This is a genomic window from Bradyrhizobium sp. CB2312 (genome assembly GCF_029714425.1).
Lineage (GTDB): Bacteria > Pseudomonadota > Alphaproteobacteria > Rhizobiales > Xanthobacteraceae > Bradyrhizobium.
Genome location: NZ_CP121668.1, coordinates 9,539,889 through 9,564,397, shown reverse-complemented (window position 1 = coordinate 9,564,397; position 24,509 = coordinate 9,539,889). Strand labels below are relative to the sequence as shown.

Here is a 24,509-nt window from a genome sequence, read left to right as displayed (position 1 = left end):
ATGGAGATCGATCTCCCCGACGTGATCGCGGAAGTCAAAGCCGCGTTCGAGCGCTATGAACAGGCCCTCGTCAGCAACGACGTCGCCGTGCTCGGCGAGCTCTTCCGCAACGATCCCCGCACGCTGCGCTACGGCATCGGCGAAAACCTCTATGGCTACGAGGCGATCTCCGGCTTCCGCGCCGGGCGCTCGCCGGTCGGCCTCAATCGCCGCACCGCGAAAACCGTCATCACTAGCTATGGCCGCGACACGGCTGTGGCCTCCACCCTGTTCTATCGTGACACGGCGCCCGGCAAGGTCGGCCGGCAGATGCAGACCTGGATTCGCTTCCCGGAGGGCTGGCGCGTCGTCGCCGCCCATGTCAGCATCATCGACGAGTCGAAAGAGACCTGACCGCATGACGCTTGACGATCTTCCGCCCGGGACACTGCCGGCCGAGCCGGTGGTGCCCCGCGTCGACCGTGCACTTCCGTCGCTGCAGAAGGTCACGCGCGCCGAGGAATTGCGCCTCCAGCTCGCCGACGAGATCGTGCGCGGAGCCCTCGCCCCGGGCGCCCCGCTGGACGAGACTGACATCGCGCGTCGCTTCAGCGTCTCGCGCACGCCGGTGCGCGAGGCGCTGCGCCAGCTGGTGGCGAGCGGGCTCGTCGAAGCGCGTGCCCATCGCGGCGCGGTGGTGGCGCAGCCCTCGATCGAGCGTCTCAAGAGCATGTTCGAGGCGATGGCCGAGCTCGAGGCGCTCTGCGCCGGCCTTGCGGCCGAGCGCATGTCCGCGGCCGAGCGTCACGGTCTCGAAGCGATCCACGAAGAGCTGCGGGTGCTCAGCTACGCCGGCAATCCCGACCGCTTCCATGAGGTCAATGAGCGCTTCCACAACGCGATCTATGCGGGATCGCAGAACGGCTACATCGCCGAGATCACGCTGGCGACGCGCGTGCGCGTGCAGCCGTTCCGCCGCGCCCAGTTCCGCAATCTTGGCCGATTGGCGAAGTCGCAAGCCGAGCACGACCGCGTCGTCGTCGCCATCATGCGCGGCGACAAGCAGGGCGCCGCCGCCGCCATGCGAGCGCATATCGAGCTGGTGCGCGGGGAGTACGAGATCTACGCGGTGTCGGTGTAGCCGACGGCGGATGCCGCATACTCGGTGTCGTCCTCGCGAAAGCGGGTACCCATAATCACAGGCAGTGGTGTGAGGCAAAGCTCCCACTCCGAGTCTTCGCAAAACCACTCCCTGTGGTTATGGGTCCCGGATCTGCGCTGCGCTTGTCCGGGACGACAGCGGAGTGAAACTCAAGCCGTCGCGGTCTCCTTCATGAACTTCCGCCAGCCGCCATAGGCCGTGATGTCCCGCGCCTCGCCGAGCACCTCCGGCTCGACGAGGAACCCCTTCACGCTCCGCCCATCCGCCAGCCGCACCGTGCCGATCGCCATCGGCGCCGGAATCGCATTCACGAACTTCCCGAACGCAGCCGCCGAGAGCGACCAGATCTCCAGCTCGATCGACGCGCCCGTCCCGACCGCGACGCGCAGCATGCCCGGCTTCGGCGGCGTGGTCTTGAGCGCATAGAGCTTGTAGTCCGGCGCCGTCTTCGTTGCCTCGACAAGCTTTGCGCTCAGCGCCGTCAACTCAGCGTTCAGCGCCATGCCGGAGAGATGCGCGCCGACAACGGCGATGGGAATCTCGTCGCCGCCGTTCGCCGGCAACGCCGCGAGCGGAGCCTGCGCTACGCCCTTCGCTCCAACCGTCAGTTTCGTATCCGCATGGAACTCGCGCCCGATGCTCGCGAGCAGCGCGTCGCGCCCTGCCGGCGCGAGCAGCGTGATGCCGAACGGAATTCCGTCGGCGCGCATCGCCGCAGGCACGGCGAGACCGCAGAGGTCGAGCAGATTGACAAAATTGGTGTAGGTGCCGAGCCGGCTGTTGAGCTCGATCGGATTGGCAAGCACCTGCGCGGTCGTGTAGGCCGTCGGCGCCGTCGGCAGCACCAGCGCGTCGATGCTTGCAAACGTCCGCTCGGCGATCTTGCGCAGGCCTTGCAAACGGTACAGCGCGGAGAAGGTTTCCGCCGCGGTCAGCCGCGCGCCGGCCGCGGTGATCTCGCGCGTGACCGGATGGATCGAATCCGGCGCGGACGCCAGCAGGTTCTTGATCACGAGATAACGCTCGGCAACCCACGGCCCCTCGTAAAGCAGCCGCGCCGTCTCGTAGAACGGTTCGAGGTCGAATTCGATCAGCGTTGCTCCCAGCGCGGTCCAGCGCTTCAGCGCGTCGGCATAAGCGGCTTCCGCCTTCTTGTCGCCGAAGAAGATCAACTGCCCGTTGCGCGGCACGCCGAGACGCAAGTTAGCGGGGAGCGGCGTGATCGCGGCCAGCGGCCGGTCGCGCGAAAATGGATCGGCCTGGTCGGGCCCTGCCATCACCGAGAGCGCGAGCGCGGCGTCGTCCACCGTCAGCGCGAAGACCGAGATGCAGTCGAGCGTGCGGCAGGCGGGCACGAGCCCAGCGGTCGAGATCATGCCGAGGCTCGGCTTCAGCCCGACGATGTTGTTGAGCATCGCCGGCACGCGGCCCGAGCCTGCGGTGTCGGTGCCGAGCGACAGCGGCACCAGCCCGGCGCCGACAGCGGTCGCCGAACCCGAGCTCGAGCCACCGGGGATGAGATCCTCGCGGATCGAATTTTTGGGAATGCCGTAGGGCGAGCGCACGCCGACCAGGCCGGTTGCGAACTGGTCGAGGTTGGTTTTGCCGATGATGATGGCGCCCGCGGCACGCAGGCGCTCCACCGCGGTCGAGTCGTGGGTTGGCGTGTAGGAGAAAGCCGGGCAGGCCGCCGTGGTTGGAAATCCCAGCGCGTCGATATTGTCTTTCACCGCGACCGGTACGCCATAGAGCGGCAGGCTCGCGGCATCGACACGCGCGGCGAGCTTCTCGGCCTCTGCGATCGCGTCCTTCTCGTCGCGCAGGCTGATGAACACGGCGGGGTCGTTGTGGTCGCGGATGCGCTGATAGGTCCGCGCGATCGTCTCTGCCGGCGTCATCGTGCCCGCGCGATGCGCGGCCACGATCGCGGCGATCGTCTCAGGCTGCTCAGCCCCCATGGCGACAAAACTCCGGCAACTTGTCTTACCCGGATTGAAGCAAGCGATGTGCCATTGTGTACATTATCCGGGCAGCGCGGTCGCTTCGGATATTATCGTGAAATCAGCATCTTGGGAGATACGCTGATGAGCGAGCAGGCCATCGTGCCAGCGCCCTGCGATAGGCATTTGCCCAATCCATGGGCAGTCCGGGGTCAGGTGAAGTCAGTGAGGATCCGGAGCAGCCGCTCCCGGTTCTCCTTGCCGATCTTTTCTTCCACATGTCGCTCGTGCTCGGCGGCGAGCCGCTTGAACTTTGCCAGCGCCGTCTCGCCCTGCGCGGTGAGGTGCAGCGCGTGCGAGCGCCGGTCCGCCTTGGACTTGATGCGCTTCACCAGCTTGCGCTCTTCGAGGCTGTCGAGCAGGTGCACCAGCCGGGCACGCTCGATGCCGAGGCGTTTGGCCACCGCCATCTGCGACAGGCCCGGATTGGCGCCGATCACCGTCAGCACCGAATATTGCGTCGGGCGGATGTCGACCTCGCCCAGCGTCTTGATGAAGTCCTGAAAGATCCAGATCTGGAAGCGCCTGACCGCATAGCCGGCGTGGCCAACCAGGGCGTCGAGGCCGATCTCGTCCGCGTCGATCCGCCGCGCTGCGCCGTTGCCGGCGCGTTTGCGTAGGGACGTCCGGGCTGTGGTGGCTGTCACATCGTGTCTCCTCGCGTGCGACCATAGCGTCCCGAGGCCCCAGGCGAAAGATTGTTGTTGACGACAACAATTGCTCTGCCCAACATTATGACCCAAAGCTGCCCGGAACGAGGCTGCGACCGATCCCTGATACGGGCGAGGAGGAGACCATGACGTCAGCGACGCGCGGCGACGCTTCGAGCCTGTTTGCAACGCCGAAAACCGTCGCCGAGCACCGCGCCGATGGCAGCATCGTGCTGCGTTCGCCCGAGCCCTTGCGCGAGAGCGCGCGCTGCATCGGTGACTGGCTGGAGCATTTTGCGCGGCAGACGCCCGACACGGTCTTCCTCGCCGAGCGTGACAGCGCTGATACGCCTTGGGCCATCGTGACTTACGCGGGTGCTCTGCGGCGGGTACGGGCGGCCGCGTCCTGGATCCTGGCGCAAGGGCTCAGCGCGGAGCGCCCCGTTGTCATTCTCTCTGACAACAGCATCGACCACGCGCTGCTCGCGCTCGCGGCCCAGCATGTCGGTGTGCCCTCAGCCGCGATCTCGCCGGCCTATTCGCTGATGTCTAGGGATTTCGACAAGCTCAAAAGCATGATCGCACTGCTCGAGCCCGGCGCGATCTATGTTTCCGCCACCAAGCCGTTTGCTGCGGCGCTCGCTGCAATCAAGCCGCTGCACAGCGCGCAGATCATCAGCGGCAACGCTGGCGACGCTGATGCGCTCGCCTTCCGCGCTGTTGCGGCGACGCCGGAGACGCCCGATGTCGCACAAGCCTTTGCCGCGGTGACGCCCGATACGATAGCAAAATTCCTGTTCACTTCGGGTTCGACCGGCACGCCGAAAGCCGTCATCAACACCCAGCGGATGCTGACCTCGAGCCAGCAGGCCAAGGCGCAGACCTGGACCTTCCTCGAGCAGAGCCGTGGCGACCTCGTCATCCTCGACTGGCTGCCCTGGAGTCACACCTTCGGCGCCAACCACAATTTCAACCTCGTGCTGCGCAACGGCGGCTCGCTCTATATCGACGGCGGCAAGCCTGCGCCCGGTCTCTTTGGGACCTCGCTTGCTAATCTGAAGAGCGTGATGCCGACGGTCTATTTCAACGTGCCGCGCGGCTTCGACATGCTGATCGCGGCGCTGCGCGGCGACGAGGAGTTGCGCCGCCGCTTCTTCAGCGAGGTGAAGTTCGCCTTCTATGCCGGCGCCGCGCTGCCGCAGAATCTCTGGGACGCGCTCGAGCAGCTTTCGATGGAGACCGTCGGCCGTGCGCTGCCGATGGTCTCGGCCTGGGGCTCGACGGAAACGTCACCGCTCGCCACCGACTGCCATTTCCTCGCCGAGCGCTCCGGCAATATCGGTGTGCCCATCCCCGGCACTGAGCTGAAGCTCGTCGCGTCGGGCGACAAGCTTGAGGTGCGCGTGCGCGGTCCCAACGTCACGCCGGGCTATTGGAAGGCCCCCGGGCTGACAAAGCAGGCCTTTGACGACGAGGGCTTTTACCTCATCGGCGATGCCGTGAAGCTTGCCGATAGCGCGCGGCCGGAGCGTGGCCTGTTCTTCGACGGCCGCGTCGCGGAGGACTTCAAGCTCAATTCCGGCACCTGGGTCAGCGTCGGCACGCTGCGCGTCGCCGGCATCGCCGCGCTGGCGCCGCTCGCGCAGGACATCGTCGTGACCGGCCATGGCGGCGACGAGGTGCGCTTCCTGGTGTTTCCGAATGTCGCGGCGTGCCGCGCGCATGCGGGTTTGCCCGAGACGGCAGGCGTGAACGAGGTGCTCGGACACGAGAAGGTGAGGGCCGCGATTGCGCAGGGCCTCGCAAAGCTGAAGCAGCAAGGCCCAAATTCCTCCGGTCACGCCACGCGCGCGTTGCTGCTTGCCGAGCCGGCTTCGGTCGATGGCGGTGAGATCACCGACAAGGGCTACATCAACCAGCGCGCCGTGCTCACGCGGCGCGCCGATGCAGTGACGCGGTTGAACGATGATGCGTCGAGTGACTGGGTGAGGCTGTGGCGGTCGACGCAATAGAAGCTCTCGTGGCCCGGACGCAGCGCAGCACGCAGTGTTGCGCTGCTGAGCCGGGGCCCATCTCTCATAGTGCGTAGCTGCATGGGCCCCGGCTCAGCGCAGCAGCGTTTCACGCTGCAGCGCGTCCGGGACACGAGAGTGGGGCAAACTACGCCAGCCATCCTGCCGCAATATCCTGCCTGATTTTTTTGTTGCCTAAGCAACTAAATTTATGCGAACCATTCCAGGCAAGGACGACGGCGGGGGAACCGCCGCGTCTGCTCTTGGAGGAAACGATGCGCGGTCGGAATGGTGCCGTCGGCAAGCGCTGGCGTATGCCTGGGACTGACGGAGGATGGCGTCCGGCGTGCGGCCGGTCAGGTCTCGGCGCTGCCGGTCACCGCGCCGAGATTCTCGTGCAGGCGGCGGACCAGGCCGATCAGCACTTCGCGCTCGTCCTTGTCGAGGCAGGACAGCAGGCGCCGTTCGCGCTCCAGCGCCGCGACGATCACCTTGTCATGGGTGGCGCGGCCTTTTGCGGTCAGCGAAATCGAATGGGTCCGGCCGTCGTTGGGGTCGGTACGGATCGACACCAGCCCGCGCTTCTCGAGGCCCGCCAGCGTCCGGCTCACTGGACCCTTGTCAAATCCGATGACGTGGCAGATGCGCGAAGCCGGAATGCCGGGCTCGATCGCCAGCAGCGACATGATCCGCCATTCCGTGACGTTGACGCCGAACTGCCGCTGGTAGAACGCGGTCGCGCTGTTCGACAGCTTGTTGGCGATGAAGGTGATGAGAGCGGGGACGTAGCGATCGAGATCGAGCGTCGGCCCGATATCAGCGGACGCAGCCTTTTGGCGGGATCTGGTCGAAGGCGGCATAGCGGGCATCTGTCTCGCAGCGTGGCCAATGACCTAAGGGCAAGCGCGGCCCTTTCACAAGATCAAAATGAGGGAGGACTCATATGAGCGCACTCGGCTCGACCGCATCGGGCGTCCCGCATCTCGACGTCGATCCCTTCGATATGAACTTTTTTGCCGACCCGTATCCCACGCATGAGCTGCTCCGGGAGACGGCGCCGGTCGTCTATCTCGACAAGTGGAAGCTCTATGGCGTGGCGCGCTATGCCGAGGTCCATGCTGTCCTCAACGATCCCGCCACCTTCTGCTCCAGCCGCGGCGTCGGCCTGTCCGACTTCAAGAAGGAAAAGCCGTGGCGACCGCCGAGCCTGATCCTCGAGGCCGATCCGCCCGAACACACCCGCACCCGCGCGGTCCTGTCGAAGGTGCTGTCGCCGACCGTGATGAAGGGGCTGCGCGACCGCTTTGCCGCGGCGGCCGAGGAGCGTGTGGATGCCTTGCTGGAGATGCGCAGTTTTGATGCGATCGCCGATCTCGCGGAAGCTTATCCGCTGTCGATCTTCCCGGATGCACTGGGTCTGAAGCCCGAGGGGCGTGAGCATCTCATCCCCTATGCGAGCCTGGTGTTCAATGCTTTCGGCCCGCCGAACCAACTGCGCCAGGACGCGATCGCGCGCTCGGCGCCGCATCAGGCCTACGTCACCGATCAGTGCCAGCGCGACAATCTGACGCCGGGCGGCATCGGCGCCTGCATTCATGCCCACGTCGACGAAGGCGCGATCACGGCGACTGAAGCGCCGCTGTTGGTGCGCTCGCTGCTCTCGGCCGGCCTCGACACCACCGTCAACGGCATCGGCGCGGCCGTCTATTGCCTCGCGCGCTTCCCCGAGCAGTGGCAGCGCCTGCGTGGCGACCTCACGCTCGCGCGCAATGCCTTCGAGGAGGCGGTGCGCTTCGAGAGCCCGGTGCAGACCTTCTTCCGCACCACAACGCGCGATGTTGAACTGTCAGGCGCGAGGATCGGCGAGGGCGAGAAGGTTCTGATGTTCCTCGCCGCCGCCAACCGCGATCCCAGGCGCTGGGAGAAGCCTGATAGTTACGACATCACCCGCCGCACGTCCGGTCATGTCGGCTACGGCGCGGGCATTCACATGTGCGTCGGCCAGCTCGTGGCGCGGCTCGAAGGCGAGACCATGCTCTCGGCCCTGGCGCGCCGTGTCGCCACGATCGAGATCACTGGCGAACCGAAGCGGCGCTTCAACAACACCCTGCGTGGGCTCGACCATCTGCCGGTGACGATCACGCCCGTCTGACACAGCGGGCGGTGAAAACAATACAGGGGAGGGAATAATGAAAAATCTGAAGTGGACGCTTGCGTTGGCCGCGAGCCTGATGGGCGGAGCGGCGAGTGCCGAGATCTCGGACAATGTCGTGCGTGTCGGCGTGCTCAACGACATCTCCGGCATCTTCCAGGACACCAACGGCATGGGCTCGGTCGAGGCCGCGCGCATGGCGGCGGAGGATTTCAACGGCGGCGGTAAGGGCATCAAGGTCGAGATCGTCTATGCCGATCACCAGAACAAGGCCGACGTCGGCAACGCCATCGCGCGCAAATGGCTCGATGTCGAAGGCGTCGATGCCATCGTCGACGTGCCGAACTCGGCGGTCGGTCTCTCCATCAACACGCTGCTGCGCGACAGCCGCATGACCTTCTTGGCGTCGTCAACGGCAAGCTCGGATCTCACCGGCAAGGCCTGCTCGCCGAACACGATCCAGTGGGTCAACGACGCCTGGGCGACCGGCAACACCACCGCAGCCGCAATGATGTCGCGCGGCGGCAAGGACTGGTATTTCCTCACGGTCGACTACGCGCTCGGCAAGGGCATCGAGGCAGAAGCGCAAAAGTATATAGAGGGCCACGGCGGCAAGGTGCTCGGCTCGTCAAAGCATCCGCTCGGCACATCCGACTTCGCCTCCTTCCTGTTGCAGGCGCAGGGCTCGAAGGCGCAGGTGATCGGCCTTGCCAATGCCGGCGGCGACACCATCAACGCAGTAAAGCAGGCCGCCGAGTTCGGGATTCAGCAAAGCGGGCAGAAGCTCGTCGCCTTCCTGCTCTTCATCAACGACATCCACGGCATGGGCATCAAGGTCGCGCAAGGGCTCCAGCTCATGGAAGCTTTCTACTGGGACATGAACGAGGACACCCGCGCTTTCGCAAAACGCTTCGCCGCGCGGCCCGGCATGAACGGCAAGATGCCGAGCGGTAACCAGGCCGGCGTCTATGCCTCCACGCTCGCTTTTCTCAATGCGGTCGCGGCGACCGGCAGCGACAACGCCAAGGACGTGGTGCCCGAGATGAAGAAGTTCAGGGGCAAGGACAAGCTGTTCGGCGATACCACGATCCGCCAGGACGGCCGCGTCGTGCATCCCATGTACCTGTTCGAGGTGAAGAAGCCGGAGGAGTCGAAATATCCGTACGACTATTACAAGCTAGTCTCGACGATTCCCGCCGACCAGGCCTTCCGCCCGCTGGCGGAGGGCGGGTGTGAGTTGGTGAAGTGAATGTAGCCAAGCGCGCAATTGCACCCTCTCCCCTTGTGGGAGAGGGTGGCTTCGCGAAGCGAAGCCGGGTGAGGGGTTCTCTCCTCACGGATGATCTCTCAAGTTGAGAGAACCCCTCATCCGGCGCTTCGCGCCACCTTCTCCCACAAGGGGAGAAGGGAAGAGTCACCCCACCACCTTGCTTGACCCCTGCGTGATCAGCCGCGCCGCGCGCTGGTCGCGCGCGTAGATCCACAGCCAGCTCAGCGCGACGCTGAGGCGGTGGCGCAGGCCGATCAGGAAGTAGATGTGGGCGATGCCCCAGATCCACCACGCGATGGTGCCACGCAGCTTGACCTTGCCGAAATCGATCACCGCGAGCCGCTTGCCGATCTGGGCGAGGCTGCCGGCGTGCTTGTAGCGGAACGGGCCCGGCTTCTCGCCGCGCAGCCGCGCCTTGATGGTCTCGGCGACGTGACGGCCCTGCTGCTTCGCTGCCGGCGCGATGCCGGGCACCGGCTTGCCCTCCCAGGCATTGATGCTGACGGTGTCGCCGATCGCAAAGATTTCGGGATGGCCGGGTATCGTCAGGTCGTCCTCGACCTGCACGCGCCCGGCGCGGTCGCTTGGTGCGCCCAGCCATTCGGCGGCAGGCGAAGCGCGCACGCCGGCGGCCCAGATCCTTGTTTTCGCATTCAATCGCTGTCCGCCGAACACGACACCGTCGCGGTCGATCTCAGTCACAGCCTGCCCCAGCACAACCTCGACGCCGATCTTCTCCAGCGACGCCTGCGCGTAGGCCGAGAGGTCGTCCGCAAAGCCCGCAAGCACGCGCGGGCCGGCCTCGATCAGCACGACGCGCGCCTTGGTCGTGTCGATGTTGCGGAAATCGCCGGGCAGAGTGTGATGCGCCATCTCGGCGATGGTGCCGGCAAGCTCGACGCCGGTCGGGCCGGCGCCGACGATTACAAAGGTCAGCCGCGCCGCGCGCTTCGCCGGATCGGTCTCGCGCTCGGCGCGCTCGAACGCCACCAGGATGTGACGGCGCAGCGTGGTGCCGTCCTCCAGCGTCTTCAGGCCCGGCGCCCATGTCTCCCACTCGTCATGGCCGAAATAGGCGTGCCGAGCGCCGGTCGCGAGCACCAGCGTGTCGTAGGGCACCTCGCTGCCGTCGTCGATCAGCACGCAGCGCCTACCCGCATCGACGCCGCTCACGGTCGCGAACAGCGTCGTCACCTCGGGCCGGTCACGCATCAGGTGCCGGATCGGCCACGCGATCTCGCTGGTCGCGAGCGAAGCGGTCGCGACCTGGTAGAGCAGCGGCTGGAACAGATGATGGTTGCGGCGGTCGATCAACGTGATCTCGACCGGCGCGCCCGCAAGCCGGTAGGTCGTCTCCAGTCCGCCGAAGCCGGCTCCGACGATGACGACGCGGTGGGGATTGGCGGCCATGATGCACCCTCGAATCTCGCTGCTGCTCTCCTTCATGTAAGTGCGCTTTCGCCGCCATAGTCCAATAGCCGTCATCAATCGCCGCATAGGCCGGATGTATCGATCGGCCGCGAAAAACCGCCGTAGGCTCAACCGAAGTGAGTAGAATTATATTTCTTGCCATCCCCGATTAGGGCGAAATATGGTGCAGAGGCGGCCGCTGAGCCATTGGCGACGCGACGGATTTTGCGTTCAATAGCGACAGACCCGGGGCGGCGATCACCCCGTTTCCGGGATCAATAATAAGGAGGGGAGTGGTTATGAGGACGGCATTCTGGCTGGCGGGCGCAGCGGCGCTGGTGCTGGCGAGCCCGGCATTCGCCGGCGACACCATCAAGATCGGTTTCGTTTCGACCTTCAGCGGCCCGACCGCCGTGATCGGCAACGACATGCGCAACTCGTTCGAGCTCGCGCTCGATCACCTCGGGCGCAAGATGGACGGCAAGCCGGTCGAGGTGATCTACGAGGACGACGGCCAGAAGCCTGACGTCGGCAAGCAGAAGACCGAGAAGCTGGTGCAGTCCGACAAGGTCGATTTCATCGTCGGCTACATCTGGTCGAACGTGCTTTTGGCCTCGCTGAAGACCGCCGTCGATTCGCAGACCTTCCTGATCTCGGCCAACGCCGGCCCGTCGCAGCTCGCCGGCGAACTCTGCTCGCCTTACGTGTTCTCGACCTCCTGGCAGAACGACCAGACGCCGCAAGCGATGGGCGTCTACATGAACCAGAAGGGCGTCAAGAGCGTGTTCCTGATCGGGCCGAACTACGCGGCCGGCAAGGACATGCTCGCCGGCGTGAAGAGCACCTTCAAGGGCGAGATCAAGGGCGAGGAATACACGGTCTGGCCGAGCCAGCTCGATTTCTCCGCCGAGCTCTCCAAGGCGCGCGCTTCGGGCGCGGAGTCGATCTTCGTGTTCTATCCCGGCGCCGCCGGCGTGCAGTTTCTCAACCAATATGCGCAGGCCGGCCTGAAGAGCACGATGCCGCTCTATACGGCGTTCACGGTGGACGAGCTGTCGCTGCCACTGCAGAAGGAGAACGCGCTCGGCGTTCCCGGCGCGCAGGAATGGGTCAACGACCTCCCCAACGAGCAGAACAAGCGCTTCGTCGCGGACTACCGCAAGAAGTACGCCGGCCTCCGCCCGACCTATTACGGCGCGCAGGCCTATGATGCGGCGCAGCTCATCAACAGCGCGGTCGTCGCGGTGAAGGGCGACACCAGCAAGAAGGACGCGATGAAGGCCGAGATGGAGAAGGCCAACTTCAAGTCGCTGCGCGGCGCGTTCAAATACGGCAACAACCACATCCCGGTGCAGAGCTTCTACCTCCAGGACGTGGTGAAGGATGCCGACGGCCAGCTCGCGCTGAAGACCGTCGCCACCATCGTGGAGAACGACCAGGATCGTTTCCACGACAAGTGCAAGATGAAGTGAGCTTCGCTCTTCCCCTCTCCCCGCTTGCGGGGAGAGGGTCAGGGTGAGGGGAGAGGGTTACTACACCCTCGGCATGCTGGCGGGCCGCACCTCGCGCGCCTGTGCCGCCAGCCTGATGCCGGCATTGGCCGCGCCAAAGCCCTGATAGCTTCTCCGCTCGACGATCTCGAAGAAGAACCGCTCATCAAAGATGTGCGTGTAGACCTGGAAGAACTCGCCGTCGCCCTCGCGGTCGTAGAGGATGTGATTGGCGCGCAGCTGCGCCATCAGCTCGGGGGCGAGGTCGTATTTGGCTTCGATGTCGTCGTAATAGTTGTCGGGGATATCCAGGAAATCCGCGCCGCGCTTGCGCATCTCCGCCACCGTCGCGAAGATGTCGTTGCAGGAGAACGCGACATGCTGCACGCCTGAGCCGAAGAATTCCGAGATGAAGCGCGCCGGCAGGGTGCGGTTGGCGGAGGAGCCATTGAGGACAAAGCGCAAGCTCTGGTCGGCGTTGATGATAGCCTGGCTTTGCACGAGGCCTCTGGGGTCGGCGATCTCCATCTGCGGCAGGCGCTCGAGGTCGAGGATGCCGGTGTAGAACAACAGCCAGGACAGCATCTCGTCATAGGGCATCGACTGCGCGATGTGGTCGACGGCGAGCAGGGCGTCCTTGTCGGCATTGCTCGCCACCGGCTCGAAATCCGTGTCCCAGTTCTTGCCGGCCTGGTCGAGGAAATACAGCAGGCTGCCGCCGACGCCGTGGATCGCGGGGATCTCCAATTCGCCGGGGCCGACCGGCTGGTAGAAGGTCCGCGCCTTCAACGTTTCGGCGCGTTGCATGGCAAGGCCGGCATTGTCGACATCGAGCGCGATGGCGCAGACGCCGGGGCCGTGCGTGACATAGTGCGAATGTGCAAAGCCGTCGGTCTCGCAATTGATGACGAGTTCGACCTTGCCCTGCGACCAGCGCTCCACCGCCTTGCTGCGATGCTTGCCGGATTTGCGGAAGCCGAGCTGCGAGAACAGGCGCGCGAGGTCTCCCGCTTTGGCTTCGTTGACGGCAAACTCGATGAACCCGGTGCCGCCGCTCTTGGCCTTCGGCGCCAGCGGCTCGCCGGCAAACTTCGGCCAATCCGGCGCGAGCTGGTCCTCCAGCAGGATCAGCGAACGCAGGCCGTCGACCGCGGTCTGCGCGGCCGACCCGGCGCGGAACTGGTCGTTGAAGATCTCCAGCGACAGCGGCCCGGCATAGCCGGTCGCCGCGATCGCCTTCATGAACTCACCGACCGGCAGGTCGCCCTGGCCAGGGAAGGAGCGGAAGTGCCGGCTCCACGACAGGATGTCGAGCTCGAGTTTTGGTGCGTCGGCGAGCTGCACCAGGAAGATCTTGTCGCCGGGGATCGAGGCCATCGCACGCGTGGGAAAGCCCGGCGCCAGTGCGTGAAAGCTGTCGAGGATGACGCCGATCGCGGGATGATCGGCGCGGCGCACGATCTCCCAGGCATCGCGGTAGTCGTTGACGTGGCGGCCCCAGGCCAGCGCCTCGTAGCCGACGCGCAAGCCGCGCTTGGCCGCGCGCTCGCCAAGCTCGCGGAAATCATCAGCTGCGCGGTCGATGCCGCCGAGCGAGCTGGGCGAGACGTTGGAGCAGATCAGCAAGAGATCGGTGCCGAGCTCATGCATCAGATCGAACTTGCGCATCGCGCGGGCAAAATTGCGCGTACGCTGCGGCTCCGGCATGCCCTCGAAATCGCGGAACGGCTGGAATGCGCAGATTTTGAGATTGAGATCGCGGCAGAGCTTCGCAATGTCGCGCGGGCCGGCGCCGAACGACAGCAGGTCGTTCTCGAAGATCTCGACCTCGTCGAAGCCGGCCGACGCGATGGCGCGGAGCTTTTCGTCCAGGGCACCTGAGAGAGAGACGGTCGCGATCGAGCGCTTGTTCATGCTGCTTGCTCCATGATCCGCCTAGGAGAGATAGTCTGGCCCGTGCGCGCGGCCTCGCTGACGGCTTCGACGACGGCGAGCGTGCCCATCGCGTCCTCGGCCGTGATCAGCGCCTGTTCGCGGCCGGCGATGACCGCGCAGAAATGCCGGAGCTGCTCGACCAGCGGATCGAACGCGGGCGGCGCAACGGTCTTACGCGACAGCGGCGCGTACCAGCCGCGCTGCTGTGCGTATGACCACAGCTCCATATTCGGCACGGACAGCGAACCGCTGGTGCCGGAGAAGATGTAGCAGGGCTGGTCCTGCTTGGGGTATGCAGCGTTCTCGCCCGAGGAGAGTTCCCAGCTCCACGGCGCCGGCGTCGCATCCGACACGGTCACCGTTCCCAGCGCGCCGCTCGCAAAACGCAGCAGCAGCGCCGCGGTGTCCTCGACGGCGAAGCCGCGCATCTTGTTCGAGGTCAGCGCCTGCACCTCAGTGATCTCGCCGCAGATGAAGCGGAGATTGTCGATGTCATGGATGAGGTTGATCAGCAGCGGGCCGCCGCCCGCCTCGCGCCGCCACGCCGCGTCGAAATAATCGTCGGGCTTTTTGAGCAGCCACAGCCCGACCACGGCGGTGAGCTGGCCGAGCTTGCCGGTCGCCACGGCCTCGCGCGCAGCCTTGATGATCGGATTGTGCCGGCGGTGATGGCCGACCAGCATCGGCACGCCGGTCCGCTTGATCGCAGCGCAGAGGCGCTGCGCGGTGGCAACGGTCTCTGTCACCGGCTTTTCGATCAATGCAGGGACGCCGGCCTCGGCGCAGTCGATGGCCATCGGCAGGTGCAACGTGTTGGGCGAGGCGATGATCAGGCCGTCGGGCTTGACCTGCTCCAGCAGCGCGCGATGATCCACATGCCAGGGCACGCCATGCGACCGCGCATAGTCCTTCGCGGCAGGCGAGGGGTCGGCAATGCCTGACAGCACGCAGTCCTTCGATGCCGCGATCAATTCGATATGGCGGCGGCCGATCAGACCGGCGCCGGCGACCGCGATGCGCATTTGCGCGCTCATGCCGCACTCTCCTCCATGGCGCCGCCGAGGAAGAGCTGGCCGATGCGCGGATCGTTCAGGATGCGGTCGGCCTTGTCGACCATGCGGGTCTGGCCGAGCTCGAGCACGATGCCGATGTCGGAGATTTCCAGCGCCGAGCGCGCGTTCTGCTCGATCATCAGGATGGTGACGCCGCGGTCACGGAGGGATTTGAGGATGTCGAAGGTCTGCTGCACCATCAGCGGCGACAGGCCGATCGAGGGCTCGTCGATCAGCACGAGCTTTGGATCGAGCAGCAGCGAGCGGGCGATCTCGAGCTGCTTCTGCTCGCCGCCGGAGAGCGTCGAGGCCTGCTGCGCCGACTTGCGGCGCAGCGCGGGAAACAGGTCGAGTGCGGCCTCGATCCGCGTCGGCAGGTCGAGGCCCTTCCCGGCGGCGACGCCGCCGAGCTCGATGTTGTGGCGCACCGACAGCTCGGGAAAGATGTTGCGGCCCTGCGGCACATAGCAGATGCCGGCATTGAGCAGCGCGCGCTGGCTCAGATTGGTGACGTCGCGGCCGGCGAAGCTGATCTTGCCTTCGCGCAGCTTCAGAAGGCCGAAGATCGCCTTGAACACCGTCGATTTGCCGGCGCCGTTCGGGCCGATGATGGTGGTGATGGTCGCCTGCGGCACGGCGAAGCTCGTGCCGTTCAGGATGGTCATCTTGCCGTAGCCGCCGACGAGATTGTGAACCGAGAGGATCGGGTCGCTCATGGTCTGGTCCTCAATGTCCGAGATAGGCTTCGATCACGGCGGGATTTCTCCGCACCTCGTCGGGCCGTCCCATCGCCAGCACCTTGCCTTCCGCCATCACCATCACGCGCGAGCACAGCGACATCACGAATTCCATGTTGTGCTCGATCACGACGAAGGTCGCGTTCTTCTCGCGGTTGATCGCGACCAGGCGGTCCTTAAGGTCTGCCAGCATCGACGGGTTGACACCGCCTGCGGGCTCGTCGAGCAGCACGAGGCGGGGCCCGCCCATGAAAGCCATGGCGGCGTCGAGCAGCTTTTGCTGGCCATAGGAGAGGCCGCCTGCGGGCTCGTCGGCGAGATGATCGAGCTTGAAGAAGCCGATCATCTGGTTGGCGGCATCAGTCAGTCCGGCGTCGGAGCGGCCGACCAGGCGTGAGGCCATGTTGCCCTGGTGCTCCTGCCCGGCGAGGATCAGGTTCTCGCGCACCGAAAGTTTTGGGAACACCTGCAAGAGCTGGAAGGTGCGGCTGACCCCTAACTTGTTGAGCTCGGAAGGACGGAGGCCCGTGACGGTCTTGCCGTCGAGCTTCACCTCGCCACCCGACGGCGTGAGCTGGCCGAGGATGCAGTTGAACAGCGTGGACTTGCCGCAGCCGTTCGGGCCGATCAGGCCGAGGATCTCGCCTTCGCGCACGTCGAAGGAGACGCCGTCGACGGCGCTGATGCCGCCAAAGTTCTTCTTGATGTCAGTGACTTCGAGGACCGCGCTCATTGCACCGTCTCCAGGCGCGATTTGGCGACGGCGCGCAGCGCGGAAGCCGCCTTGGTGCGCCGCGCGGCCATGTAGCGATCGAGGATTCCCAGAATGCCGGTCGGCGACCAGATCAGCAGCAGCATTACCGCGACCGCGTAGAGCATCAGATAGTAGCCTTCGGTGAAGCGCAGCCATTCCGGCAGCAGCACCGCGATCATCGCCCCTAGGAACGGGCCGAAATAGAAGCCGGCACCGCCGACGATCACCATCATCAACAGATCGAGCGAGAGCGACAGGTTGAAGGGAACAGGATCGATATATTGCGTCAGCGGTGCATAGAGCGCACCGGCGACGCCGCCTAGCGCCGAGCCGATCGCGAACGCCATCAGCGTGTAGCGCCGTGTGTCGATGCCGAGCGATTGCGCGCGCAAGGGATTCTCGCGCAGCGCCATGAAGGCGCGGCCCCAGGGCGAGCGGATCAGCCACCATACCGCCAGCGAGACGATCGCGAGCGAGCCGAGGCAGACATAGTAGAACGGCAGCGGCTTGTTGGTAGCAATGCCGAAGAAGTGCGGGCGCGGGATATTGGAGATGCCGTAGATGCCGCCGGTGAGCCAACTCTCGTTGCGGAATACGAGGAAAGCCAGCGTCGAGAAGGCCAGCGTGACGAAGGCGAGGTAGTGGTGCTGCACGCGCAGCGCGGGATAGCCGAGCACCCAGCCGACCGCGAAGCTCAAGGCAATCGCGACCAAGATCGCGGCTGGCAACGGCCAGCCATGGGTCGTCATGATCGCCGCAGCATAGGCGCCGATGCCGACAAAGGCGCCCTGCGCCAGAGAGACCTGGCCGGCATAGCCGAGCGTGAGGTTGAGGCCCATCGCGGCGATGGTCATCACCGCCCACTGGCTCAGGATGAACAGGCCATAGCGGTTGAAGTTCATGGGGACGACGATGAGGCCGGCGATGACGATGAGGCCGAGCGCGATCTTCAGGGGCTTGGCGAAGCCGCTCATACCGTGCGCTCCTCGGCGCGGCCGAGCAGTCCTTGCGGCCGGAACAGGATGACGACGATCAGGAAGATCAGCGGCACCGCCGCGCGGTACTGCGTCGAGACATAGGATGCCGCGAGATTGTCGAGCACGCCGATCAAGAGGCCGCCGGCGATCGCGCCGCGGACTTGGTTGAAGCCGCCGACGATCGCGGCGATGAAGGCGGCCTGGCCCAGCACCTCGCCTGAGGAGAACTTTGCGAGATAAATCGGCGTGATCAGCAGCGAGGCCAGTGCAACCAGGAAGGCGTTGATCAGGAAGGTCAAGAGGATCATGCGCTCGACCGGGACGCCGATGATGCGCGCGACCGTCGGGTTCTGCGCCGCCGCCTGCATCTGGTGGCCGAGCGAGGTGCGGTTGAGCAGCGTCGTCAGACCGAGGACGGCAAGGATAGCGACGACGAGGACGCCGATGCTTTGCAGCGAGACGGCGTGACCGAGGATGGCGATGTCACCGGTCGGCACGATCGACGGGAAGGGCGAAGCCTCCGCGCTGAAGAACTGCTTGACGGCCTCCTTGATGCCGATGGCGAGCGCCATGGTCGCGATTGCGAGCGGCAACACGCCGTGACGCATCATGGGATCGACCAGCAGCATCTTGAAGGCAAGGCCCAGCAGGATCATCGACAGCAGGATGCCGAGGATGATGGCGAGCCAGAACGGTGCGCCGGCATGCATCGCCGCCAGCATCAGGAACGCCGGCAGCATCACGAACTCGCCTTGGGCGAAATTGATGGTCTGCGAGGTCTGCCACAGCAGCGTGAAGCCGACCGCAACCAGCGCGTAGATAGCGCCGGTGGCCAGTCCTGCGACCAGAAGATCGAATAGGTTGGACATCTTCCTCTCTCGTGTCCCTAGCGCCGCTCTGACTTCCCCCTCTCCCCGCTTGCGGGGAGAGGGTCGGGGTGAGGGGCGTCTCCGCGAATTCGGTGGCAATGGACTCGCGGAGAGGCCCCTCACCCGGATCGCATCTTCGATGCGATCCGACCTCTCCCCGCAAGCGGGGAGAGGTGAAAGACCGCGTCCCTCACTTCACCTTCGGCAGCACCTGCTTCACGACCTGCTTGCCCTCGACCACCTCGACCAGAAAGCTCTGGCGATCGATGTCGCCGTTCGCGTCGAAGGTGACGTCCATCAGGATGCCGGGCTCGTCTGCGGCCTTGATGGTCAGACCATGCAGCGTGTCGGCGAACGCCTTGGAATCGACCTTGCCCATCTTTTCGGTGGTGGCCTTCACCATGTAGACGGCGAGATAGCCCTTCAGGCCGTTATGATCGGGCACGTAATTGTACTTCTTGGAAAACTTTTCGCGAAATGCCTTGATCAGGTCGACCGGCGCGTCGGTGGTGAGGCCGACATGGCCGCGCGCGCCGTTGGCGGCGTCGCCCGCGAGCTCGATCACCTTCTGGCCGATCAGCGTGGTCTCGCCCATCAGCGGCGCGGTGACGCCCTGGCGCTTCAGTTCCTTCAGGATGCGCGCGCTCTCTTCCTCGTTGAGATAGACGAAGACGGCGTCGGGATTGGCGGCCTTGATCTTACCGACGTCGGCGGCGAAGTCGGCCTGGCCGGCTTCGGTCGAGAGATCGGCGACCACCTTGGAGCCGAGCCGATCGAGCTCCTTGACGACGACGTCGCGGCCGCCGCGGCCGAAATCATTGTTGACCCAGACCACCGCCACCGACTTCGCCTTCATCTCGTCGTGGATGTACTTTGCGACCTTCGGCATCGAGGATTGCTGGCCGAACGAGGTGCGGAACAGGAACTTGTTTCCGGCTTGCGTCAGCTCGGCGGCTTCGCCACCCATGATCTGCGCGATGCCGGCTTCGGCCGCCAGCGGCGCGGTGACCTTCACCGAGCCGGAATAGCCGGGCCCGAGCAGCACATAGGGCTCGGCATCGAGCGCCTTCTGCACTTGGGCGCGGGCAACGCCGGGGTTGGACTGCGAGTCGGCATGGCTGACCTCGAGCTTGCGGCCGAGCACGCCGCCCTTGGCGTTGATCTCCTCGATGGCGAGATCGATGCCGTTCTTCCAGTTGGTGCCGACGGTGGCGCCGCCGCCCGACAGCTCGGCGACGTCGGCGAGCTTGATGGCCTGGGCGAGCGCGCCCGTCGTCGTGATTGCGGTGAGCAGCGCGCCCACCAGTAGCGTTGATCTCATCGTCCTCTCCTCCCGTATTCAATGTTGCAAGCGGCCTTGTGTCCGGCCGCTTCGCTTCAAGCCGCCTGATACGCGGCGCTGCGCGCGGCCATCACGGCGTCAAAAGCCTCTCCCATGACTTCGGTCGATGGGGCAAGGCCTGTGAACAGTTCGAAGGCGTCGGCGGCCTGGTAGATCGCAAGCTCGCGCCCGGTCATGATCCGGGCACCCTTCTCTTGCGCTGCGGCAAGGAGCGGCGTGATCAGCGGCGAATAGACGGCGTCGGCTACCCACAGGTTTTTGCGCAGAAGCGCCGGCGCGACCGGGGTGTCCCGGTTCGGCAGCATGCCGACCGGCGTGCCGTTGATGAGGCCGGTTGCGCCGTCCAGTGCGTCCTCGACGCTGCCGGCCACCCGCGCGCCGCCATGCTTGGCCAGCAGCGCGGCGAGTTTCTCGGCCCGCGCCGGCTCGCTGTCGAAGATGCGCAGGTCAGCGACCTTCAGGCTTGCGAGCGCAAAGGCGATTGCCTTGCCGACGCCGCCGGTGCCGATGACGGCCACCGCATTTCCAGTGGGCGCCAGCAGCGGCTTGACGGCGCGCGCGAAGCCGGTGGTGTCGGTATTGTGGCCGATCAGGCGGCCATCCTTGACGACGACCGTATTGACGGCCGCCATGGTGGCCGCGGTCGTGGCCAGCTCGTCGAGCAGCGGGACCACCGCTTCCTTGTAGGGAAACGTGACGTTGACGCCGGCAAAGCCGAGCCGCCGCACGCCCTCGAGCATCATGCTGAGGCCGGTCGCATCGGCACCGGCAACCTCGATGAGCTGGTAATGACCACGCAGGCCGAGCGCCTCGGCGGCGCGCTCATGCATGGCGGGGGATGCGGAATGCGCGATCGGCGCGCCGATCAGGCCGGTGAGGAGCTTCTTGCTGACGGAATATCTGCGCTTCGACATGGTTCGCTACTGTCTCGTTGGGAGCGTTCGGTCCCCGGCCATTAGCGGTGAAACCCGCGCAATTCCAAGGGGCTTCCAGCCGCAACGATAGCCTTTCCTCCGCCTAACACAATTACCCTTTTATTGGGCAAACCTAACATAATGTTATTTCCTGCGCCCGCGCGCCGGAACGGCCTTGCCGTTGCCGCGCGACGGTTCGACGGCGCGCATTTCGGCGCGCAGGGACTCGATGAAATATTCGACATGCAGCGACAGCGGCGCGCCGCGCTTGACCGCGATATAGGTGTCGAACCGTGTCGGCTCGGTGATCTTCAACAGCTCGATGCCGGGATAGCCGCCATGGGCCACCGTGAACTGGTCGATGATGGCGATGCCGAGGCCCGCCTTCACCAGCGCACACACCGTGGTGCCGAAGCGCGCGCGGATGGTGATGTTGTAGTCGAGCCGGTGGCGCGCGAACATCTCCGCCATGATCCGGCCGTAAGGATCGTTGGGATCGATGCCGATCAGCGGGTAGCGGGTGATCTCGGCGGCGGAGACCTGCTTGCGGCCGGCCAGCTCGTGGCCGGGCGGCACGATGCAGTAGAGCTCGCCCGAGGCGAGCGGCATGAAGTCGAGCCCGGAATGCTCCAGACGGTAGCTCATCGCGACGCACTCGCCGCGCCCGAGCAGGAGATAGTCGATGGCTTCCTCGAGCTTGAGGATGTTGATGTCGATGCCGAGATCGGGATAGCGGCGCCGGACTCGCTCGATCGCGCGCGGCACCATCACCTGCGAGATGCTCGGCACCGAGCCGATGCGCAGCTCAGACAGTCCGCCACGGCCGATCTTGGAGATGATCTCGGAGAGATCGTCGACCTTCTTGTAGACGCCGTTGATCTGCTCGAAAATGTTCTCGGCTTCCGGCGTCGGGAAATAGCGCCCGTTCTGGCGCTGGAAGAAGCGGATGCCGAGCGAGCGCTCGGTGTATTTGACGAGCCGGCTGATCCCCGGCGCCGAGACGTTGAGCAGCTTGGCCGCGCCGCCGATGGTGCCCGTCACCATCACGGCACGGATCACTTCAACCTGGCGCAGCGTCATCATGGTCGTGGCATCCGAAGGATTGGCATCCGATAGAGATCGTGACGGCGATCATCTCACGAGAACCGTGATGTCAGCCAGCGGCAAGTGACCGGCGACGTGAGCGGATAGTGGCTTACTCTTGCCCTCTCCCCTTGTGGGAGAGGGTGGCTCGCCGCGTAGCGGCGAGACGGGTGAGGGGTCTCTGTCCGCGACTTCAAATGGGAATTGGATTCGCGGAGGGAGACCCCTCATCCGGCGCGATAGCCGAAGCTTTGCCTCGGCGTTCTTAAGAACGGCGGCCGTAGGCCGCCTATGCCACCTTCTCCCACAAGGGGAGAAGGGAAGCCCAACCTCGCGGTCAGAGTGTTTCGACTAAAATCTGCGCGTTCAAATGGAACGGTGGCGTCGTCGCGCGATCTGTTTCATCGGCGCCACTTGCTGCAACAGCGTTCTAGCTCGCCGGGCCTTCGGGCGAGGCGGTGTCTGCCGGCTTGGTGCGCTCGCTTTGCAGCACCTCGCGCGCGAACTCGATGATCTTCTGCTTGTTTGCCGTTTCACGGACGGCGAAAAACACGCGGTTCAATTCCAGGCCGAGCACGCTGTTGAGGGCGATGTCCTCGTCTTCCATCGTGGTTTTCCCGCTTCGGACGCTTGCAGGTGTATCTTGACGTCACTTCTTCCACAAGTAGATTAAATGTTCAGAGCGCGCGGGCACCGCAAAACTACGGGAGCGGCGAATTGAGGGAGCCCCCAAATACGTGCTATAGCGGACGTCGAGGCTCAGGAAACGCACCGATGTCCGCCGTAGATTATGGCCGGGAAGCGCTCGATTTCATCGAGGGTCTGCGAGCCCATACCAGGGTTCCGGACACCATGGACGCGCTTGCCACCGCGTTCAGCCGGTACGGTTTCGAGCACATCATCGTCACCGGTTTGCCGAATCCCGATCAGCGCTTCGCCCAGATGGTGCTTGCCAAGCGCTGGCCGGCGGAGTGGTTCAGCCTCTACACGGAAAAAAGCTACGACCGCGTCGATCCTGTGATCCGCAAGTGCCGGCAGACGGTGAATCCCTTCGAATGGTCGGAAGCTCCCTATGATGCGGAGTTCGAGCCGGGCGCTGCGGAAGTGATGCGTCGGGCTGCCGACTTCCGTATGTCGCGGGGGTTCGTGGTACCGATCCACGGCTTGACCGGTTATGAAGCGGGCGTCTCGCTCGGCGGCGTCCACCTCGATCTCAACGCTCGCAGCAAGCCGGCGCTGCACCTGATCGCGATGTACGGCTTCGACCACATCCGCCGCCTGCTCGCGCCGGCGCCGCATCCGTCGGCGCGCCTCACCCCACGCGAGCGCGAGGTGCTCGCCTGGGCCTCGCAGGGCAAGTCGGCCTGGGAAATCGGCGAGATCCTGCACATCACGCAGCGCACCGCCGAAGAGCATCTTGCAACTGCTGCGCGCAAGCTCGGTGCCGTCAACCGCACGCACGCGGTTGCGCTCGCGATCCGGCAAAGAATCATCACGCCCTGAAATCGGCGCGTACTGGGAAATTTCCCAATAGTCGCTCCCGGCGTTTTCCATGAGGATTCCCCCATTCTTTCAAGCCATGGGGGAGTCCATGATTCATGTAATCTCTGCCGTAAACCGGCACCTTTACGAGGATGTCCTCGAACAGCATTTCAGGCTCCGTCACGAGATTTTTGTCGAGGAGCGGAAATGGGAGGCGCTGCGCAAGCCCGACGGCCGCGAGATCGACGCCTACGACAATGACGATTCGATCTACCTGCTGTCGCTCGAGAACCGTCGCGTGCTCGGCGGCTATCGCCTGTACCCCACTACCAAGCCGACCATGATGAGCGAGGTCTTCCCGCATCTGGCCGCGGTGCGGGGATGCCCCGCGGACCCGCTGGTATGGGAGTGGTCGCGCTTCTTCGTGTCGCGCGAGCGCCGCGACGGCGCGCTCAATCTGCAATTGATGGCGGCGGCGCAGGAGTTCTGTCTCGATCAGGGGATCGAGCGGCTCTGTCTCGTCATGGAGACCTGGTGGCTGCCGCGCTTCCACGACATCGGCTTCGTCGTCACCCCGCTGGGATTGCCGGCGCTGATCGAGGATTCCTGGACCATGGCGGCAACCATCGAGGTTCGTCAGGAATCGCTCGATGTCGTGCGCGAGCGGATCGGGATGAAGAATGTCGTGCGCCAGGACGGTCCGCGGATCGACTGCATCGCCCGTGCCAACCTTTGCGGCCTCGCTGCCGCGCAACGAAAGAGCGCCTGAGATGTCGAACATGATGCGGGACAGCCAGATCATGGCGCAGACCAAGGACGAGAATCTCGGCTACATGTCGGACATGGCGCTCGAGCTGGCGCAGATGGCGGACGATTCCGGATTGGCGACGCTCGCCTATCTGTTCCGGATGGCGGCGCTGGAGGCTTCGACGGCCAACAGCGTGCTCGCCGAACCGGATGATCTTCCCCAGCAGATGACGTCGCACTAGGCGCATCGCCTTACATTCCGACGAAGCACACGCCCTCTCCCGGCAACGGGGGAGGGCGATCGTTTGGGTGCGGCAGGTTGACCCATGCTGTGCGGCAGCCTTCTTGCAAGGCAGCATTCGATCGCATGCATCGGCATGCAACAAAGTGCATGTTGGGTGTCGAATCGCTCTTGCCTCGGAACGATACTGCCATTACCCATTTTTCCGCCTTGAAGAGGCAGGGGGAGCTCTTTCACTGATGGCGACTGTG

Annotated in this window: 23 protein-coding genes; 9 read left to right on the top strand and 14 right to left on the bottom strand. The window is 64.9% G+C overall.

The genetic code is table 11. From position 1 onward, the window contains the following. Together hpxZ and QA642_RS45535 are read left to right on the top strand one after the other, a co-directional pair. The gene (hpxZ, locus tag QA642_RS45540; RefSeq protein WP_283082653.1) at positions 1 to 393 is read left to right on the top strand and encodes an oxalurate catabolism protein HpxZ; all 393 of its coding nucleotides are present in this window, start codon (positions 1 to 3) and stop codon (positions 391 to 393) included. A gap of 4 nt (positions 394 to 397) precedes the next feature. Next, positions 398 to 1,120: a GntR family transcriptional regulator gene (locus QA642_RS45535; RefSeq protein ID WP_283082652.1), complete on the top strand. Its 723-nt coding sequence runs from the start codon at positions 398 to 400 to the stop codon at positions 1,118 to 1,120. Between the two features lie 170 nt (positions 1,121 to 1,290). Here the strand turns inward: QA642_RS45535 and atzF are convergent, their stop codons facing one another. Next, a complete protein-coding gene (atzF, locus tag QA642_RS45530; RefSeq protein ID WP_283082651.1) occupies positions 1,291 to 3,099 on the bottom strand; it encodes an allophanate hydrolase in 1,809 nt (602 codons plus the stop codon). A gap of 194 nt (positions 3,100 to 3,293) precedes the next feature. Further along, entirely contained in the window at positions 3,294 to 3,788 is a 495-nt protein-coding gene (locus QA642_RS45525) for a MarR family winged helix-turn-helix transcriptional regulator (protein ID WP_283082650.1), read from the bottom strand. A 149-nt stretch (positions 3,789 to 3,937) separates the two neighbouring features. On the opposite strand from QA642_RS45525, the gene QA642_RS45520 reads away from it, so the two are divergent. Then, on the top strand, positions 3,938 to 5,803 hold the full coding sequence (locus tag QA642_RS45520) for a feruloyl-CoA synthase (protein WP_283082649.1): 1,866 nt from the start codon (positions 3,938 to 3,940) through the stop codon (positions 5,801 to 5,803). 356 nt (positions 5,804 to 6,159) lie between these two features. Here the strand turns inward: QA642_RS45520 and QA642_RS45515 are convergent, their stop codons facing one another. Further along, complete coding sequence (locus QA642_RS45515; RefSeq protein ID WP_283082648.1) at positions 6,160 to 6,663, bottom strand: MarR family transcriptional regulator; 504 nt, start codon at positions 6,661 to 6,663, stop codon at positions 6,160 to 6,162. 83 nt (positions 6,664 to 6,746) lie between these two features. Between QA642_RS45515 and QA642_RS45510 the strand changes: the two genes are divergently transcribed. Together QA642_RS45510 and QA642_RS45505 are read left to right on the top strand one after the other, a co-directional pair. Next, complete coding sequence (locus tag QA642_RS45510) at positions 6,747 to 7,955, top strand: cytochrome P450 (protein ID WP_283082647.1); 1,209 nt, start codon at positions 6,747 to 6,749, stop codon at positions 7,953 to 7,955. Between the two features lie 37 nt (positions 7,956 to 7,992). Continuing rightward, positions 7,993 to 9,204 (top strand): ABC transporter substrate-binding protein, encoded by a 1,212-nt coding sequence (locus QA642_RS45505; protein WP_283082646.1) that lies wholly within the window; start codon positions 7,993 to 7,995, stop codon positions 9,202 to 9,204. Between the two features lie 165 nt (positions 9,205 to 9,369). Here the strand turns inward: QA642_RS45505 and QA642_RS45500 are convergent, their stop codons facing one another. Beyond that, a complete protein-coding gene (locus QA642_RS45500) occupies positions 9,370 to 10,635 on the bottom strand; it encodes an NAD(P)/FAD-dependent oxidoreductase (protein WP_283082645.1) in 1,266 nt (421 codons plus the stop codon). Positions 10,636 to 10,934: 299 nt separating this feature from the next. On the opposite strand from QA642_RS45500, the gene QA642_RS45495 reads away from it, so the two are divergent. Continuing rightward, complete coding sequence (locus QA642_RS45495) at positions 10,935 to 12,107, top strand: ABC transporter substrate-binding protein (protein ID WP_283082644.1); 1,173 nt, start codon at positions 10,935 to 10,937, stop codon at positions 12,105 to 12,107. A 60-nt stretch (positions 12,108 to 12,167) separates the two neighbouring features. On the opposite strand, the gene QA642_RS45490 is transcribed toward QA642_RS45495, so the two are convergent. The 10 genes from QA642_RS45490 to QA642_RS45445 form a co-directional block, all read right to left on the bottom strand. Then, the gene (locus QA642_RS45490) at positions 12,168 to 14,039 is read right to left on the bottom strand and encodes a sugar phosphate isomerase/epimerase and 4-hydroxyphenylpyruvate domain-containing protein (protein WP_283082643.1); all 1,872 of its coding nucleotides are present in this window, start codon (positions 14,037 to 14,039) and stop codon (positions 12,168 to 12,170) included. Beyond that, complete coding sequence (locus QA642_RS45485; protein ID WP_283082642.1) at positions 14,036 to 15,094, bottom strand: Gfo/Idh/MocA family oxidoreductase; 1,059 nt, start codon at positions 15,092 to 15,094, stop codon at positions 14,036 to 14,038. Before QA642_RS45485 ends, QA642_RS45490 begins: the two co-directional genes overlap by 4 nt. Beyond that, on the bottom strand, positions 15,091 to 15,828 hold the full coding sequence (locus QA642_RS45480; RefSeq protein ID WP_283082641.1) for an ABC transporter ATP-binding protein: 738 nt from the start codon (positions 15,826 to 15,828) through the stop codon (positions 15,091 to 15,093). Before QA642_RS45480 ends, QA642_RS45485 begins: the two co-directional genes overlap by 4 nt. A gap of 10 nt (positions 15,829 to 15,838) precedes the next feature. Then, complete coding sequence (locus QA642_RS45475) at positions 15,839 to 16,582, bottom strand: ABC transporter ATP-binding protein (protein WP_283082640.1); 744 nt, start codon at positions 16,580 to 16,582, stop codon at positions 15,839 to 15,841. Next, positions 16,579 to 17,577 carry a branched-chain amino acid ABC transporter permease gene (locus tag QA642_RS45470; protein WP_283082639.1) on the bottom strand — a complete coding sequence of 333 codons (999 nt, stop codon included), beginning with the start codon at positions 17,575 to 17,577 and terminating at the stop codon, positions 16,579 to 16,581. Before QA642_RS45470 ends, QA642_RS45475 begins: the two co-directional genes overlap by 4 nt. Then, the gene (locus QA642_RS45465; RefSeq protein WP_283082638.1) at positions 17,574 to 18,449 is read right to left on the bottom strand and encodes a branched-chain amino acid ABC transporter permease; all 876 of its coding nucleotides are present in this window, start codon (positions 18,447 to 18,449) and stop codon (positions 17,574 to 17,576) included. The genes QA642_RS45470 and QA642_RS45465 overlap by 4 nt, the downstream gene beginning before the upstream one ends. Positions 18,450 to 18,639: 190 nt before the next feature. After that, on the bottom strand, positions 18,640 to 19,770 hold the full coding sequence (locus QA642_RS45460) for an ABC transporter substrate-binding protein (RefSeq protein WP_283082637.1): 1,131 nt from the start codon (positions 19,768 to 19,770) through the stop codon (positions 18,640 to 18,642). Positions 19,771 to 19,826: 56 nt separating this feature from the next. Further along, a complete protein-coding gene (locus tag QA642_RS45455) occupies positions 19,827 to 20,705 on the bottom strand; it encodes a shikimate dehydrogenase (protein ID WP_283082636.1) in 879 nt (292 codons plus the stop codon). Positions 20,706 to 20,849: 144 nt separating this feature from the next. Next, positions 20,850 to 21,788, bottom strand: a complete 939-nt coding sequence (locus tag QA642_RS45450; RefSeq protein WP_283082635.1) for a LysR family transcriptional regulator — start codon at positions 21,786 to 21,788, stop codon at positions 20,850 to 20,852. Positions 21,789 to 22,218: 430 nt separating this feature from the next. Further along, complete coding sequence (locus QA642_RS45445; RefSeq protein ID WP_035730623.1) at positions 22,219 to 22,395, bottom strand: hypothetical protein; 177 nt, start codon at positions 22,393 to 22,395, stop codon at positions 22,219 to 22,221. 167 nt (positions 22,396 to 22,562) lie between these two features. Between QA642_RS45445 and QA642_RS45440 the strand changes: the two genes are divergently transcribed. The 3 genes from QA642_RS45440 (at position 22,563) to QA642_RS45430 (ending at position 24,259) form a co-directional block, all read left to right on the top strand. Beyond that, positions 22,563 to 23,291 (top strand): LuxR family transcriptional regulator, encoded by a 729-nt coding sequence (locus QA642_RS45440; RefSeq protein WP_283082634.1) that lies wholly within the window; start codon positions 22,563 to 22,565, stop codon positions 23,289 to 23,291. An 88-nt stretch (positions 23,292 to 23,379) separates the two neighbouring features. Then, on the top strand, positions 23,380 to 24,039 hold the full coding sequence (locus QA642_RS45435; RefSeq protein ID WP_283082633.1) for an acyl-homoserine-lactone synthase: 660 nt from the start codon (positions 23,380 to 23,382) through the stop codon (positions 24,037 to 24,039). 1 nt (position 24,040) lies between these two features. Beyond that, on the top strand, positions 24,041 to 24,259 hold the full coding sequence (locus QA642_RS45430) for a hypothetical protein (RefSeq protein WP_092212087.1): 219 nt from the start codon (positions 24,041 to 24,043) through the stop codon (positions 24,257 to 24,259). The last annotated feature ends 250 nt before the right edge of the window (positions 24,260 to 24,509 follow it).